General features: G+C 66.6%; 16 protein-coding genes. All 16 read left to right on the forward strand.

All coding sequences use genetic code 11. The annotated features are described in order from the left end of the window. The first annotated feature begins 194 nt into the window (after nt 1-194). The 16 genes from NOG11_RS02430 to NOG11_RS02505 all read left to right on the forward strand — a co-directional run bounded on the left by NOG11_RS02430 (nt 195) and on the right by NOG11_RS02505 (nt 15,047). Nucleotides 195-1,556, forward strand: coding sequence for a DNA-packaging protein (locus NOG11_RS02430; RefSeq protein WP_256618037.1), 1,362 nt, complete (start codon nt 195-197; stop codon nt 1,554-1,556). 10 nt (nt 1,557-1,566) lie between these two features. After that, entirely contained in the window at nt 1,567-2,694 is a 1,128-nt protein-coding gene (locus NOG11_RS02435; RefSeq protein ID WP_256618038.1) for a phage portal protein, read from the forward strand. After that, nucleotides 2,694-2,939, forward strand: coding sequence for a hypothetical protein (locus NOG11_RS02440; RefSeq protein WP_256618039.1), 246 nt, complete (start codon nt 2,694-2,696; stop codon nt 2,937-2,939). The genes NOG11_RS02435 and NOG11_RS02440 overlap by 1 nt, the downstream gene beginning before the upstream one ends. Next, nucleotides 2,936-3,400 carry an HK97 family phage prohead protease gene (locus NOG11_RS02445; RefSeq protein WP_256618040.1) on the forward strand — a complete coding sequence of 155 codons (465 nt, stop codon included), beginning with the start codon at nt 2,936-2,938 and terminating at the stop codon, nt 3,398-3,400. The genes NOG11_RS02440 and NOG11_RS02445 overlap by 4 nt, the downstream gene beginning before the upstream one ends. Further along, on the forward strand, nt 3,397-4,569 hold the full coding sequence (locus NOG11_RS02450) for a phage major capsid protein (protein WP_256618041.1): 1,173 nt from the start codon (nt 3,397-3,399) through the stop codon (nt 4,567-4,569). The genes NOG11_RS02445 and NOG11_RS02450 overlap by 4 nt, the downstream gene beginning before the upstream one ends. A 10-nt stretch (nt 4,570-4,579) precedes the next feature. Continuing rightward, nucleotides 4,580-5,137, forward strand: coding sequence for a head-tail connector protein (locus NOG11_RS02455; RefSeq protein ID WP_256618042.1), 558 nt, complete (start codon nt 4,580-4,582; stop codon nt 5,135-5,137). Further along, a complete protein-coding gene (locus NOG11_RS02460) occupies nt 5,134-5,448 on the forward strand; it encodes a phage head completion protein (protein ID WP_256618043.1) in 315 nt (104 codons plus the stop codon). The genes NOG11_RS02455 and NOG11_RS02460 overlap by 4 nt, the downstream gene beginning before the upstream one ends. A 2-nt stretch (nt 5,449-5,450) precedes the next feature. Further along, the gene (locus tag NOG11_RS02465; protein WP_256618044.1) at nt 5,451-5,870 is read left to right on the forward strand and encodes a DUF3168 domain-containing protein; all 420 of its coding nucleotides are present in this window, start codon (nt 5,451-5,453) and stop codon (nt 5,868-5,870) included. Then, nucleotides 5,867-6,268: a phage tail tube protein gene (locus NOG11_RS02470; RefSeq protein ID WP_256618045.1), complete on the forward strand. Its 402-nt coding sequence runs from the start codon at nt 5,867-5,869 to the stop codon at nt 6,266-6,268. Before NOG11_RS02465 ends, NOG11_RS02470 begins: the two co-directional genes overlap by 4 nt. 14 nt (nt 6,269-6,282) lie before the next feature. Further along, on the forward strand, nt 6,283-6,591 hold the full coding sequence (locus NOG11_RS02475) for a phage tail tape measure C-terminal domain-containing protein (protein WP_256618046.1): 309 nt from the start codon (nt 6,283-6,285) through the stop codon (nt 6,589-6,591). Then, nucleotides 6,584-7,204, forward strand: coding sequence for a DUF2460 domain-containing protein (locus tag NOG11_RS02480; protein WP_256618047.1), 621 nt, complete (start codon nt 6,584-6,586; stop codon nt 7,202-7,204). Before NOG11_RS02475 ends, NOG11_RS02480 begins: the two co-directional genes overlap by 8 nt. After that, nucleotides 7,201-8,055: a phage/gene transfer agent baseplate hub protein gene (locus NOG11_RS02485; RefSeq protein ID WP_256618048.1), complete on the forward strand. Its 855-nt coding sequence runs from the start codon at nt 7,201-7,203 to the stop codon at nt 8,053-8,055. Before NOG11_RS02480 ends, NOG11_RS02485 begins: the two co-directional genes overlap by 4 nt. Next, entirely contained in the window at nt 8,052-8,498 is a 447-nt protein-coding gene (locus NOG11_RS02490; protein ID WP_256618049.1) for an NlpC/P60 family protein, read from the forward strand. The genes NOG11_RS02485 and NOG11_RS02490 overlap by 4 nt, the downstream gene beginning before the upstream one ends. After that, nucleotides 8,495-12,256, forward strand: coding sequence for a baseplate multidomain protein megatron (locus tag NOG11_RS02495; protein WP_256618050.1), 3,762 nt, complete (start codon nt 8,495-8,497; stop codon nt 12,254-12,256). The genes NOG11_RS02490 and NOG11_RS02495 overlap by 4 nt, the downstream gene beginning before the upstream one ends. Before the next feature lie 262 nt (nt 12,257-12,518). Further along, entirely contained in the window at nt 12,519-13,469 is a 951-nt protein-coding gene (locus NOG11_RS02500) for a DnaJ C-terminal domain-containing protein (protein WP_256618051.1), read from the forward strand. Nucleotides 13,470-13,613: 144 nt separating this feature from the next. Continuing rightward, on the forward strand, nt 13,614-15,047 hold the full coding sequence (locus tag NOG11_RS02505; protein WP_256618052.1) for a Do family serine endopeptidase: 1,434 nt from the start codon (nt 13,614-13,616) through the stop codon (nt 15,045-15,047). Nucleotides 15,048-15,049 lie beyond the last annotated feature (2 nt).

Genomic DNA, 15,049 nt, shown 5'->3' on the forward strand with positions numbered 1-15,049 from the left:
GAACCTCTCCATGCAGAGCGACATCCCCACCCCTGAACAGGACCTTGCCAGAGGTCTCGAAAAGCTCGTCTGCGACCAGGCTGCGTTTCTGATGGAGATCGACTGGAGCGATCCCGCGGAGGTTGGCCTGGCGGAGAAACGTGGGCGGATCATTCAGGTGCACCGGGGGAATGTCGAGAAGACGATCGGTATGAATGACAAACACTCAGGACCCGGCGGAGACGACGCCCCCCTCTCTCCCGCCGAGCGGACGCAACTCGAGCGAGCACTGGAACGTCGACTCCGCCGCCATGCTGACGCGCTCGGCGATGCGGGACTACGTGAAAGACTTAAGCGACGCGGAGTTGCGCCGCCTGACCCACGACTGGGATTTCCTCTCCCGCCTGGACCAGAGGGCACCGAAGGGTGACTGGCGCACCTGGATCATCATGGGCGGACGCGGTGCGGGCAAGACCCGCGCAGGGGCCGAATGGATCCGTACCAGGATCAAGGAAGGCGCTGAGCGCATCGCCCTCGTCGCGGAAACCTATGCCGATGCGCGAGAGGTCATGCTCGACGGCCCCTCGGGGCTCCTCCATATCGGACGCGAGGACGAGCGCCCCCGTTTCGAGCCGTCGAGGCGGCGCGTGACCTGGGGTTCCGGCGCGGTGGCGCAGCTCTTCTCTGCCGAAGACCCGGAAGGCCTGCGTGGGTATCAGTTCGATACGGCGTGGTCGGACGAGCTTGCCAAGTGGAGCCATGACGAGGAGACCTGGTCGAACCTGCAGTTCGGCCTGCGCCTCGGTGACGACCCGCGCCAGGTGGTGACGACGACGCCCCGGCCCGTGCCGCTCCTGCGTCAGCTTCTGGGCCGTCAGACCACGGTAACGACCAATGCGCCGAGTTCGGAGAACCGCGCCAACCTGGCGGACAGCTTCTTCGACGAGATCGCCGCCGTCTATGAGGGCACGGCGCTGGGGCGGCAGGAGCTTCTGGGTGAGCTGATCGAGGAAGTAGCCGGAGCGCTCTGGACGCGGGAGCTGATCGAGCGCTCGCGCAGCCCCTCGCCCGAGGATTTCAGCCGCATTGTCGTCGCGGTGGACCCGCCCGTGACCTCCGGTGCGGCAGCCGATGCCTGCGGCATCGTTGTGGCTGGTCTCGGTACGGATGGCGAGGCCTACATCCTCGACGACAGGACCGTTTCGGGGCTGAGCCCTTCGGGTTGGGCGGGCAAGGTCGCGGGCGCCTACCGCTACTACGGCGCGGACAGGGTGGTGGCGGAGGTGAACCAGGGCGGCGAGCTGGTGGCGGAGATGCTGCGTCTCGAAGACGCGTCCCTCCCTATCCGCCAGGTTCGCGCTACCAGGGGCAAGCTTCTCCGAGCCGAGCCCGTCGCAGCCCTCTACGAGCAGGGAAGGGTCCACCATACCCGGCCCTTGCCGGAACTCGAAGACCAGATGTGCGCCTATACGGGCAGCGTCTCTCAGAAGAGCCCCGACCGCCTTGACGCGCTGGTCTGGGCACTGACCGAACTCATGCTGACGAAACGCGCGAGCCCACGCCTGCGCACCTTTTGAAGGAGGCTTTATGCTGAAGAGAATGACCGCCAAACGGTCCGTACCGGAGGCGAAATCCACGAGCCTCGCTGCCCTGATCGCAGCCCATGGCGCGGGCGAGCCCGGCGTCTCCGCCAAGCCGCCCGGCTACACCACCAATGTGGTCGCCTATCGCTGTATCCGCATGATCGCGGAGGCCGCTAGCTCCGTCCCCTTACGGACGATGAGTGCGGGCGGCCCGGTGAGCGATGGCGCGCTCGCGAGGCTCCTAGCCCAGCCGAGCCCCGATCAATCGGGACGCGAGCTCTTAGAGGAAGTCTATGCCTACCTTCAGACCCACGGCAACGCCTATGTCGAGCGGCTGGACTACGGAGACGATCCGAGGGCGCTGTTTCTCCTTCATCCCGGCTCCATTGAGCAGGCTGAAGGCGGCTACCGCCACCGGATGAAGCGCGGCGAGCGGCTGTTCCGCCCCGATGCGGCGGGGCGTATGGCGCTGCTGCACCTTTCGCTGTGGCAGCCGGGGGAGGGGAAGAGCGGGCACGCGCCCCTCGCCACCGCCAGCGATGCCATCCGACTGCACAACGCGGCCTGCGCCTGGAATAAGCAGCTCCTCGACAACGCCGCGCGGCCCTCGGGGGCCCTGGTCCATCGCGGGCCGGAGGGTGCGCAGCACTTGACGCCGGAGCAGTTCGACCGCCTACGGAGCGAACTCGACGACAGCTTCACCGGCCTTCGCGGGGCAGGGCGCCCGCTACTTCTCGATGGCGGGCTGGATTGGAAGCCCATGGGGCTGACGCCTGCAGAGATGGACTTTCAGAACCTCAAGGACTCCGCTGCGCGGGACATCGCGCTGGCCTTCGGCGTGCCGCCCATGCTGCTCGGCATCAAGGGCGACAATACCTATGCGAACTACCGCGAGGCCAACCTCGCCTTCTGGCGCCAGACGGTGCTGCCGCTGGTGGCGAAGGTGGCCGGCGCCCTTTCTGGATGGCTCGATCCAGGCCGCAGCACTTGGGCGGAGCCGGATACCGGCGCCGTGGAGGCGCTGGCCCCTGAGCGATCGGCGCGCCTCGACCGTATCGCGAGCGCGGAGTTTCTGACCGACGCCGAGAAGCGCATCGCGCTTGGCTTCTCCGCCCAGCCGGAGGCGTACTGATGACCGCTACCCAGCGCTACGCGGCGGCGGCAGCGGCGGCTGTGACCATCCAGGTGATCGCCGGGCTCCTCTGGGCAGGGGCAGCCGCACAGCGGCTTCAGACGCTTGAAGCGCGCCTTGATCGCCTAAGCGCGTTAGAGGTCCAGGCCGCGCGGCTGGAGGAGCAGAGCACCAGCCTGCGCACCGCCCTCGCCCGCATCGAGGGCAAGCTCGACCGCGTGCTGACCGAAGAGGCCCAGCAGTGAGCGTAGCTGAGATCGAAGGCTATGCCGCCCGCTTCGGCGAGCCCGACCTCACCGGTGACCGCATCCAGCCCGGCGCTTTTTCGAGCAAACTTATCCCCGCCGATCAGGCGCCGGTTAGGATGCTCTACCAACATCAGAGCGAGGCACCCATTGGCCGGTGGACGGACATTCGAGAGGACAAGAGCGGGCTTTTCGTCCGGGGGGAGATTTTCCTCGGCACGAAGCTCGGCCGCGAGACCCACGCCCTCCTCCAAGGGGGCGCTCTCGACGGCCTCTCCATCGGCTTCAAGACCAAGCGCGCCAAGCCCGCGCCCGGCGGCAGGAGCCTTCTCTCCATCGACCTCTGGGAGATCAGTATCGTGACCTTCCCCATGTCGCCGCGGGCAAGGATCACCCGCGTCTCTAAGGCAGGCGAGCGCCTGCCCCGCAACCTTCTGGCCACAGCAAAGGATACGCCATGAGCCTTGAAACCAAGAACCTCACCCTTGACGAGAAGAGCGCCGCGCGCGATCTTCTGCATACCTTCGAGGTGTTCAAATCCGAAAATGACAGCCGTCTCGACGCGCTGGAGAAGCGCGGCTCGGTCGATCCTCTCCAGGACGAGAAACTGCGCCGCCTCGAAGCCTCGATGGCCGAGCAGAAGAACGCCATCGACCGCCTCGCCATCGGTGCGCTGCGCGGCGAGCGGAGCGACGCGCCCGAGCAGAAGCAGAGCTTCGAGCAGTATATGCGCGCCGGTATTCTGACCGCCCCCGAGGCCAAAGGTCTCTCGGGCTCGAACGATGCGGATGGCGGCTACACCGTGCCGACCACGATCGAGGCGACCATCGACCGAGCCCTCTCCGAGGTCTCTCCCCTCCGCAGCTTCTGCCAAATCAGGCAGATCTCCACCTCCAGCTACCGCTTGGCGGTGAACGAAGCTCAGTACGCTTCGGGCTGGGTCGGTGAGACCGATGCGCGGCCCGAGACGGCGACGCCCTCCATCGCCGCCATCGAGTTCAAGACCGGCGAGATCTACGCCATGCCCGCCGCCACCCCGCAGCTCCTCGAAGACAGCGCGGTGGACATCGAAGCCTGGATCGCTTCGGAAGTACGCGGCACCTTCGCCGCCGCCGAGACCGAAGCCTTCGTCTCGGGCGACGGCGTGAACAAGCCGCTCGGCTTCCTGCAGGCACCGAACGCTACCGAAGGCAGCCAGTCGGCCACCGAGATCGGCACGCTCTCAGGCGGCATCGACGGCGACAGCCTGATCGAGCTGGTCTATGCGCTTGGCTCGAAGTACCGCGAGCGTGGCCGCTTCGTCTTCAACCGCCGCACGGCGGAGGCGATCCGCAAGCTGAAGGGTTCGGACGGCAACTACCTCTGGACCCCCGGCATCGCCGCCGGTCAGCCTGCGACGCTTCTCGGCTATCCGGTGAGCGAGGTCGAGGCCATGCCGAATGCCGGGGCTGGCCGTATGGCCGTGGCCTTCGGCGACTTCCAGTCGGGCTACCTCATCGTCGACCGCCAGGGCGTGCAGGTGCTGCGCGATCCGTTCAGCGCCAAGCCCTACGTTCTTTTCTACACCACCAAGCGTGTGGGCGGGGGCGTTCAGGACCACGCCGCCATCAAGCTTCTGGCGACGTCCTAAGGTGCCGGCCGTGACGTTCGAGCTCATCACCCCGCCCGTCTTGGAGCCGTTTTCCCTCCAAGAGCTCAAGACGGCGCTGCGGATCGATCACGATGCGGACGATGCCCTGGTGATGCGGCTCGGCGTCACGGCCCGCCGCTTCGTCGAGAGGCGGCTCTCCGTCGCCATCGCCGAGCAGAGCTGGCGGCTGACGGCGGCAGGGGTGCCGAGCGCGCCCCTTCGCCTCGCGCCGGGGCCGGTCATGTCAGTCGATAGCGCGGTGGTCTTCTACGGCGACAGCGATACCGGCATGCCTGCGGATAGCATCGAGACCCACCGCGCCCAGCCATCGCTCATCTCCGTCACCGCGCCCTCGTCGGTAAACAGCGAGAGAGCCAACCGTACCGAGATCATCTTCCGTGCAGGACGGTCCGACATGACCCTCGTCCCGCCCGACCTCAAGGAAGCCGTCATGCTCCTTACCGCTCACTATTACGACCACCGCAGCACAGTGGAGCGGGGGCGCTACGTCGCCATGCCGCTCACCGTTCAGAGCATCCTCGAAGCTCACCGTGAGGTGCGGCTATGAGTAGCGAGCTGTCCGAGCGCATTGAGATCCTCCGCCCCCAGCGCGTCCCTGATGGCGGCGGCGGCTACGCCATCGACTATGTTGCAGAAGCCGAACTCTATGCCGGAGTGCAGCGCCGGGGCGCTGGACGCGAAAGGCTGGCGGGTAGCGTGCAGCGCCAGCGTGTCCGCTTCAAGCTGCGGACCGAAAGCGAGCTTCTCTACGAGCAGCGCCTTCGCCATCAAGGAACGGACTACCGCATCACGCGGATCAGCGATGAGGGCCGGAATGATGCCTTCGCTCTCGTCGATGCCGAAGAGGTGAGGGCTTGAACGTGGACGCAGCATGGGCGCTCCAAGAGGCGATCTACACCCGTCTGACGGCTGACCAGAGCCTTCGTGCGCTGCTCGGCGATCCGCCGCGCATCTTCGACCAGCCGCCCCCTGAGGCGACCTTCCCCATGCTGATCTTGGGGGCGGGCGAGCTGAAACCCTATGCGGGGATCGAAGGCGCGTTCGAGCATCTCTTCCGCTTCACCGCCTATTCGAGGTGGGGCGGCAGGCGCGAGTGCAAACTGATCGCCGGGGGCGTCAGGCTGTCGCTCCAGGATGCAGCGTTGACCCTCGACGGACACCGGCTGATCCAGTCGCGCCTCGTCTTCGAAGACCAGCTCAAGCTGCGCGAGCCGGACATCTATCAGGGGGTGATGCGCTACCGCTTCGTCACCGTGCCCGAAGCCCAGGTGGCGGCATGAGCCTGATCGCAGCAGATAAGGTTGTGCTGAGCGTGAGAGAAGAAGGTGGAGCTACGAGGCCGCTGGCCGGTCTTCGGCGCCACGCCCTCCACTTGACCCAGCCGACCACGGAGCATGGCGGGACGGGCCAATGGGCGAGGCGCTCCGCCAGCCAGAGCCACGCCAGCGCGGCGGTTCGGGCCGAGGGAGTCTTTGTCTCCAGCGAAGCCCAGGCGCTGGTCCGCACCGCCTTTCTAAGCGGCGATACGCCTGTCCTCGAGCTGTCCCAGCCGGGCGAGGGCGTCTGGGTGGCAGCCTTTCTTATCCGCCAACTGACCTTCTGGGGGGAGAGCGAAGGCGAGCTGAGTTTCAGTCTACGCCTCGCCTCCACCGGACCGGTACGCTTCACGCCTGTCTGAACAGGGAGCCCGACATGACCACTGAAAACGAGCCGAGCGACCTGACCAGCGCCGCCGAAGCGCAACTGGCGCCGGTCGCCGAGATCATCGAGACCACCTTTTCCTCCCTGGCCAGGAACCTCAGCGAAGAGCTGGCCAGGGCGTCGAGCGACGGCAGAGCCTCGATCGCCGAGCTCGCCGACGGCATCGTCGACGACCTGGCACGCATCGCCGCCGAGCGTCTGGTGCGCGAGCCGCTGCGGAACGTCTTCGGCACCGCCGGGGCAGAGGCCTCAGGTCGCCTGACCGAGACCCTCTTCAAGCGGAGCGTGCGCAATGGGTAGAGAGAGTTTCCGCGACGTCGCCTTTCCCGAGGAGATCGCCATCGGTGCCCGCGGCGGACCGAGCAGGCACACGGACATCGCCTCGCTCGCCTCCGGCGCCGAGGTGCGCCGTGCCCGGTGGACCGGCAGCAGGAGAAGCTGGCAGATCGCACTGCCGAGCCTCGAAGCGGCGGAAGCGGCGCGCCTCACGGCCTTCTTTGAGGCCTGCGGTGGGCGCAGGCTCAGCTTTCCCTTCCGCGACCCCTTCGACCATGCCACGGCTGAGGGCGGCGCAGACATCTCTGCGAACGATGTGTCGCTGGGTGTGGGTGATGGCAGCCGGACCGTCTTTCCACTGATCAAGACCTATGACGAGTATGAGAGGCCTATCGGCCTATGCGTCGAGGGCAGTCTTCGCATAGCCGTTGACGGGGGTGAGCTGAGCACCGGCTTCGCGCTGTCGACCGAACGGGACGCAGTCATCTTCGATACGCCGCCTACGGATGGTGTGGCGGTGACCGGAGGCTTTCTCTTCGACACACCGGCTCGTTTCGCCAGCGACGACCTCGTGCTGCAGCTTGGGGCGAGAGGCGCCAGCGTGCCTAGCCTGGAGCTTGTGGAGGTGCTGCTGTGAGGCGACTGACCGAGGTGACTGCGCAGCAGTTCGGCCGAGACGGAGCGGCGCTGGTCTACGCCGTGCTGATTCTTCGTAGCGATGGCAGAGCGCTGGGCCTCACCGACCACGACAGGGACCTAGCCTTCACGGGACAGACCTTCGCCGCCTCGCCGGGCATGAGCTTCGACGGGCTGGAGCAGAGCGCCGATCTCGCCCCCGACCATGCGGGCGTCAGGACCGCGCTCCACCCCGACGGCATCACAGCAGGGGACATCGACGCAGGCCGCTACGCTGAGGCGCAGGTGGAGCTCTGGCAGGTCGATGCCGACAATACCGACGCGCGGCTTCTGCTTCTGGCGGGTACCCTCGGTGAGATCGAGCGTGACGGGGCTGAGGTGAACCTCGAGCTTCGCGCGGCATCGGAGCGGCTGAACGCTCCCATAGGTCGCCTCTATCAGCGTAGTTGCAGCGTGCAGCTTGGCGACGACGCCTGCGGGGTCGATCTCAGCGCATTGGGCCGCTCCGTAGAGGGAACAGTCGAGCAGGAGAGCACACAGAGCATCGGGATTCTGTGCAGCACCGCGCGCGCGCCGCTCGATTTTGCTGGAGGCGTCCTCCGTATTCGCACCGGAGAGCTGGGCGGGCTCGAGCGTCCCATCCGCACCGCCCGCACTCAGACCGGCGGCTATGTCGTCAGCCTTTGGGAGGCGCTGCCACGCGCGCTCATTTCGGGTGACGAAGTCACCCTCGTCATGGGCTGCGACAAGACCTTCGCCGCCTGCCGCGACCTCTTCGCCAATGCCGAGCGGTTCAGGGGCTTTCCCCATATCCCGGGGCTCGCCGCCTTGGCAGTGCAGCGTTCCTCATGACCGCCGTTCAGCGCTGCGAGGAAGCGGCCCTTCTTCGTGCCCGGATCATTGCCGAGGCGATCTCCTGGATCGGCACCCCCTACCGCCATCAAGCCTCGCAGAAGGGGCACGGTACGGACTGCCTAGGCCTCGTGCGCGGGGTCTATCGCCATATCCATGGCCATGAGCCGGAAGTGCCTACGCCCTATGGCCGCCGGGGCGGGCGGGACGAGGTTCTCCTCGAAGCCGCCAAACGCCATCTCCGCCGCGTCGCCGAGCCGCAACCGGGCGACGTTCTTCTCTTCCGTATGCGCAGGACCCAGGCTGTGCGCCATTGCGGCATCCTCATCGCGCCGGACCGCTTCGTCCATGCCCATGACGGCCAGTCGGTGACCGGCGCACCGCTCATCGGCTTCTGGGCGTCCCGCGTAGCTGCCGCCTTCTCGTTTCCGGAGACCCCATGACCCAGTCCGTCACCGATTTCGCCCGCAGCGCAGGCAGCGCTGCGCTTCAAGAGCTGCCTGACATCGCAGCCGACTACGCCGCCGCTCAGGCTGGTACGCTCGCGACCAACCTCCTCTTCGGCCCGAAAAAGCGCCTACGCGAGGGCCGCACCCTGGACGAGATCCGCCTGATGCGAGCCAGCGAGGGCGGCGGCATTCCGAGGGTCTACGGACGAGCTCGGGTCGGCGGGCAGCTCATTTGGACCGCCCCCGTCGAGGAAGAGACCACCACCATCACCACCGTCACCGGCTCGAAGGGCCTTTCGCGCTCCTCGGAGAGTAGCGAGCGCCAGAGCCGCTACTTCCTCTCCTTTGCCGTCGCTCTATGTGAGGGCAGGGTCGCAAGGCTAGGCCGCGTCTGGGCGGACGGCAGGCTCATCTCCCTCGCCGACATCGACTACCGCCTCTATCACGGCACGGAAGAGCAGCAGCCCGACGATCTCATCACCCTGACCGAGGGAACGGCACCTGCCTATAAGGGCATCGCCTATATCGTGTTCGAGCGGCTGGACCTCGCGCCCTTCGGCAACCGGGTGCCGCAGCTCAATTTCGAGGTGGTCTGCCCGTTGGAGACGGATGACCCCGCCTCGATGGAGAATGCCATCCGTGCGGTGACGATCATCCCAGGCTCCGGCGAGGGCGCCCTGTCCCAGGAGCCCCTGTTCGATGAAACCGACGAGGGTTTTCCCAAGCCCCTCAACATGAATAACGGCCTCGGCGTCACCGATGCCGAGGCGAGCTTCGACGAGCTGCAGGACGTGTTGCCGAACCTCGAAGCGGCCTCGCTCGTGGTGAGTTGGTTCGGCGACGATCTGCGTGCGGGCCATGCCAGCGTCCTCCCCGGTATCGAGCTGGCCGAGCGCGTGACCGAGCCCAATACTTGGGGCGTGGCGGGTTTCACGCGCAAAACGGCGAGGCTCCTCAGCCAGGGCCAGGGCAGGCCCTCCTATGGCGGCACCCCCTCGGATAAGAGCGTCACCGACACGATCTTGACGCTGAAGGACAGGGGGCTGGAGGTGGCGTTCCACCCTTTCATTCTGATGGATGTTCCGAACGGCAACGGACTGCCTGACCCGTACGGCAGTACGGAGCAGGCCCCTTTCCCTTGGCGCGGGCGCATCACGGCGGACAGCCCCTCCGACGACGGAACGAGCGCGGCTGCTGCGCAGGTGCACCGCTTTTTCGACAGCTACCAAGTGATGATCAGGCACTACGCCCAGCTCTGCGCCGCGGCGGGGGGAGTGGATACTTTCCTCATCGGCTCCGAGCTGCGCGGGCTGACCACGGTGCGGGATCAGAATGGCGGTTTCCCGGCAGTGCACCGCCTCCGGCAACTGGCGGCGGAGGTGAAGGCGATCCTTCCGCAGACCGTGGTCACCTACGGCGCGGACTGGACGGAGTATGGCGGCTATGTTCCGCCGGGCTCGGACGACCTAGCCTATCCGCTCGACCCCCTCTGGGCCGATGTGAATATCGACGCCGTCGGCATTGACAACTACTTTCCGCTCACGGACTGGCGCGAGGGGGAGGGGCACCTGGATGAAGAGGTCGCCACCGGACCCTACGACCCAGACTACCTTGCCGAAGGTATCGAGCGGGGCGAAGGTTATGACTGGTTCTACGCCAGCACCGAGGACAGGCTGGCCCAGACCCGCAGCGTCATTACCGATGGTGCTTACGGCGAGCCGTGGGTGTTCCGCCAGAAGGACCTCTGGTCCTGGTGGTCGAACCAGCATGAGCCCCGCTCGGGCGGCATCAAGACAGCTCCCACCCAGTGGGTGCCGCAATCCAAGCCGATCCTCTTTACCGAGATCGGCTGCGCCGCCATCGACAAGGGGCCGAACCAGCCCAATGTCTTCGTCGATCCCAAATCATCGGAGAGCGCGCCGCCCTACCACTCCACCGGCATCCGCGACGACCGCGCCCAGCGCTCCTATCTCGAGGCGCAGCATGCCTTCTGGTCGGACCCGGACAAGAACCCGGTGAGCCCGCTCTATGGGGGCCCCATGGTCGATGCGGGGCGCATGTATGTCTACGCTTGGGATGCCCGTCCGTTCCCTGAGTTTCCTTCCCGCACCGATGTCTGGGCCGATGCCGAGAACTGGGTCACCGGCCACTGGCTCAACGGCAGGGCGGGGCGGGTGAGGCTATCCGCCCTTCTTGAGGAGCTGGCGCGAGAGGCTGGAGTGCACGCCGTGGACGCCTCGGCCTGTGATCAGCTCCTCAGCGGGTTCGTCCGTACCGGCACGGGGTCGGCGAGGGCGGCCATGGAGGAGCTGCTCGATCTCTACCAGCTCGACGCGGTGCAGCGAGGCGGGCTTCTGGTCATCCGCCCCCGGAACGGGCGCGTGGACCTCGCCCTGACTGAAGGCGAGCTGCTCCTCTCGGAGGGGCAGGCCGATCCGGTCGCCATCACTCACGCCCAGGACAGCGAGCTTCCCGCCGGTCTCTCGATCAGCTTCGCCGACGAGCTCTCCGGCTTCGAGACCAAGACCGTCGCCGCGAAGGACGACAGCCTCCCCGAAGGCAGAACCGCCAGGACCAGCACCTCGGTCATTTTCGACCAGAGCGAGGCTTCGGCGAGAGCATCAGCCATCCTGGCGGAAGCTCGCGCCATGCGAACCAGCCTCCGCTTCGGCCTGCCGCGGCTGGGCGAGGGGATCGAGCCCGGCACCGTCCTCAAGCTGGAGCTGCCTGACAGCGCCCTGACCTGCCGCATCATGCGGATCGACATCGGCGACGTCCGCGCCTTCTCTGGCGTCAGCACCGATGCCAGCGTGTTCAGCGGCGTGCCTAGCCGCTTCACCGCCGACCCCCCGCCGCTACCTACGACGCCGGGCGGGGTGCTGTTCGTGCCCCTGGACGTGCCGCTTCTGACGGATGACGAGAAACCGGCCCTGCACCTCGCAGCCTTCTCCGAGCCCTGGCCGGGCAGCGTGTCGGTCTACGACGCTTCGGAGGCGCTGGTCGCCAGTGTCGATCGTCAGTCCTTGATGGGGCGGCTCACTGCGCCGCTGGCTCCGGGGGTTGGGGGAAGGATCGACCGGAGCGCCGGCCTCCGGGTCAGGCTCTTCGGCGGCGGGCTTGAGAGCGTGACCAGGGACAGGCTGCTGTCCGGCGCCAACCTGGCGGCAGTAGAGACGGCCAGCGGTTTCGAGCTTCTTCAGTTCGAGAGGGCGGCGCTGAGCCCGGAGGGCGACTGGGTCCTGAGCGGTCTTCTGAGGGCACGCCGGGGCACGGACCTCGAAGCCGCTTCGGGAGCGGAGGAGGGCGCCCGGTTCATCCTGCTCGGCGATGCGTCTCCCATGGCCCTGCCCGAGGAGCGCTGGGGGACGCGCTTCGCCTACGAGGCAGGCCCCGCAGGAGCGCTGCCGGGCGGCTACCCGTTCAGGGCGGGAGGGGTGGAGGTCATCGCCACCGGCGCCAGACCGCTATCGCCGGTTCATCTCCGGGCGCAGGCCGAGCCGAACGGCACGCTCCTCACCTGGACCAGGCGCAGCAGGATAGGCGGCGACCGCTGGAACGGCGGCGAGATCGCGCTCGGTGAGGAAGCCGAAGCCTACCAGGTCGAAATTATCGCTACCGATGGCACCGTGCTGGAGACGACGGATGTCGGCGAGCCGCAATACCTCGTCACCACGCCTGGTGCCGCAGGGGCTCGTATTGCGCAGCTATCGGCGAGTTTCGGTTCAGGGAGAGCTGCGACCGTTGGTTTCTAGGCGCTGCCGCTGTCCCCTCCGCCCTTCGGGCACCTCCCCCACCCGTGGGGGAGGGAAGCAGAACCAGTGCCGGCTCTCTTGTTCGCTCCCCCTCTAGAGGGGGAGCTGCCGGCAGGCTGAGGGGGAGGGGCACAGCAGACCAAAGCGAAAATTCACGACCCTAGTCATCCCTGCCGCAAACCGCTCTAAGACCCTCACAACTTGAAAACGGAGCCGGAACACTCAACATCCGGCCTGTTTCCGAGCAGGCATGGAGAGCGGTTTGGCGAAAGACCCGTATACGGTTCTGGGTGTGGGCAGGCAGGCCTCCCACGACGAGATCAGGAGCGCCTACAGGAAGCTCGCCAAGCAGTACCATCCCGACCGCAACCAGGGCGACAAGAAGGCCGAAGACCGCTTCAAGGCCGTCACCGCCGCCTTCGAGATCATCGGCGACGAGGCCAAGCGCGCCCGCTTCGACCGTGGCGAGATCGACGCCGACGGCAATGAGCGCTCGGTCTTCGGCCAGGGCGGCCCCTTTGGCGGGGTGGACCCGGCCGAGGCTGCCGCCCGCTTCCGCCGCAGGGCGCGCCCGAACCAGCAGGGCGGCGGGTTCGAGGACTTCTCGGACATCTTCTCCGACTTCTTCGGGCGCGGCGAACCTGGCGGCAGGCAGGCGCCCCGCGCCCAGAAGGGCCGCGATGTCCGCACCCGCCTTGGGGTCAGCTTCCTCGATGCTGCCAAGGGCAGCCGCAAGCGGGTCACCCTTCCGGGCGGCGATACGGTGGACGTGACCATCCCCGAGGGCCTGCGCGACGGCCAGACCCTACGCCTCAAGGGCAAGGGTCATCCCGGCACCCATGGCGGACCCGACGGCGATCTCTTCGTCGAGGTAGACGTCACCCCCGACAAGCGATTCGAGGTCAAGGGCGACGATGTGACCGTGGAGGTGCCGCTTCCGCTCAAGGAGGCCGTCCTGGGCGGCAAGATCGAAGTGCCGACCATCGGCGGCAAGGCGACGATCAAGATCCCGCCCAACACCAGCTCGGGCCGGTCTTTCCGCCTTCGCGGCAAGGGTTTGAAGAAGAGCCAGGGCAGCACCTATGGCGATCTCTTCGCCAAGGTCCGCATCACATTGCCGAAAACAGCAGACACCGAACTTGAAGCGTTCATGAAACGTTGGTCTCCCCGTAATGAGGAGACCGAAACCGATGGGCTGGCCGCCGCCGAGTGACCTCACGGGCTTGCGAACCCGTAAGTTCCATCACCAGTTTAGGGTTCCTACCTGACCAGGGTATGCACCTTTATGCTGGAGATGACGCCTCTCATGAAACGATCCGCCCAAAAACTCCTCGTAGCTGCGGCTTCGATGGTCGCAATGAACGCTGCCTACCCAGCGCTCGCCCAGGAGAGCGTGGATATGGAAGCGTTCCAGGCCAAGAACGCTGATCTATATCAACGGCTTAGCTTTGCCGACCTTGTGGAGCGGGTGAGCCCCGCTGTGGTCTCGATCAGGACCGAGCGCGAGGTCTCCGGCCCCTCCCTCTCCGACGTTCCGCCTGAGCTGGAGCGGCTCCTGCCAGGCCTGCGCGACCGTTTCGGCGGCAGCCGCGAAGGCGAGACCCGCCGGGCCTTTGGCGAGGGTTCGGGCTTCTTCATCGACTCCAACGGCCACATCGTCACCAACAACCATGTGGTCGAGGACGCTGCTGCGATCACCGTGGTGCTCAATTCCGGCGAGGAGCTCGAGGCGGAGCTAGTGGGCACCGACCCGGAGACGGACCTCGCCGTCCTTAAGGTCGAACCCTCCGCCAAGCAGCGCTACGTCAACTTCGAGACCGAGACCGAGCTGCGCGTCGGCGACTACGTCCTGGCTGTCGGCAACCCGTTCGGCCTAGGCGGCACGGTGACTTCGGGCATTATCTCCGCGCTGGAGCGGGAGAGCGGCCCGTCGCTTCCCTATTCGAACTTCATCCAGATCGACGCCTCCATCAACAGGGGCAACTCCGGCGGGCCGACCTTCGACGTGCGCGGCAACGTCATTGGCGTGAACACGGCGATCATCTCGCCCACTGGGGTGAACGCGGGCATCGGCCTCGCCATCCCCGCCGATGTGGCCGATGAGGTCGTCAAGCAGATCATCGAGAACGGCAGCGTCTCGCGCGGCTTCCTCGGCGTCTCCATCCGCGATGCCGAGCCGCAGATCCTTGAAGCCGTCGGGCTCGAAGGCCGCCAGGGCGCCCTGATCGCCAATGTCAATGAAGGCTCACCGGCCGAGAAAGCAGGCCTTCAGGCAGGCGACGTGGTCATCGAGCTCGAAGGCGAGCCCATCATCGGCCGCGACGACCTCACCCGCAAAGTCGGTAGCTACCAGCCTGGCAAGCGGGTCAAGGTGAAAGCCTTCCGCGACGGCCGCGAGCGGACCTTCACGGTCAAGCTCGAGCGCCGCGATCTGACGCAGATGGCGGAAGTAACGTCCGGCGGCGGCGCGCCGAACAATGAAAGAATGGAAGAGACCGAGCGCCTCGGCGTCAGCTTCCGCAGCCTTGACGACAACACCCGCCGCCGTTTGGGCGTGGACGAGGATGTCGATGGGGTGGTGGTCTTCGACGTCGAGCGCGACAGCGAAGCCTTCGCCGCCGGGATCGTGCCGGGCATGATCGTCATGGAGGCGGACAACAAGAAAGTCTCCAGCCCGCGCGACATCGAACAGGCTGTCGAGGCGGCCAAGAAACGCGACCGGGGGGCCATCCTCCTCCGTGTCCAGACGAGGCAGGGGCTCGATTTCAGGGCTTTGCCCATCAACTCTTAGAG

Source organism: Parvularcula maris, assembly GCF_024505085.1.
Lineage (GTDB): Bacteria > Pseudomonadota > Alphaproteobacteria > Caulobacterales > Parvularculaceae > Parvularcula > Parvularcula maris.

Bases quoted from the DNA above. Each gene is read 5' to 3' on its own strand.
- NOG11_RS02475 (WP_256618046.1), top strand. From the start codon at position 6,283: ATGACCACTGAAAACGAGCCGAGCGACCTGACCAGCGCCGCCGAAGCG.
- NOG11_RS02505 (WP_256618052.1), top strand. From the start codon at position 13,614: ATGAACGCTGCCTACCCAGCGCTCGCCCAGGAGAGCGTGGATATGGAA.
- NOG11_RS02430 (WP_256618037.1), top strand. From the start codon at position 195: ATGACAAACACTCAGGACCCGGCGGAGACGACGCCCCCCTCTCTCCCG.
- NOG11_RS02490 (WP_256618049.1), top strand. From the start codon at position 8,052: ATGACCGCCGTTCAGCGCTGCGAGGAAGCGGCCCTTCTTCGTGCCCGG.
- NOG11_RS02435 (WP_256618038.1), top strand. From the start codon at position 1,567: ATGCTGAAGAGAATGACCGCCAAACGGTCCGTACCGGAGGCGAAATCC.
- NOG11_RS02450 (WP_256618041.1), top strand. From the start codon at position 3,397: ATGAGCCTTGAAACCAAGAACCTCACCCTTGACGAGAAGAGCGCCGCG.
- NOG11_RS02480 (WP_256618047.1), top strand. From the start codon at position 6,584: ATGGGTAGAGAGAGTTTCCGCGACGTCGCCTTTCCCGAGGAGATCGCC.
- NOG11_RS02470 (WP_256618045.1), top strand. From the start codon at position 5,867: ATGAGCCTGATCGCAGCAGATAAGGTTGTGCTGAGCGTGAGAGAAGAA.
- NOG11_RS02440 (WP_256618039.1), top strand. From the start codon at position 2,694: ATGACCGCTACCCAGCGCTACGCGGCGGCGGCAGCGGCGGCTGTGACC.
- NOG11_RS02495 (WP_256618050.1), top strand. From the start codon at position 8,495: ATGACCCAGTCCGTCACCGATTTCGCCCGCAGCGCAGGCAGCGCTGCG.
- NOG11_RS02460 (WP_256618043.1), top strand. From the start codon at position 5,134: ATGAGTAGCGAGCTGTCCGAGCGCATTGAGATCCTCCGCCCCCAGCGC.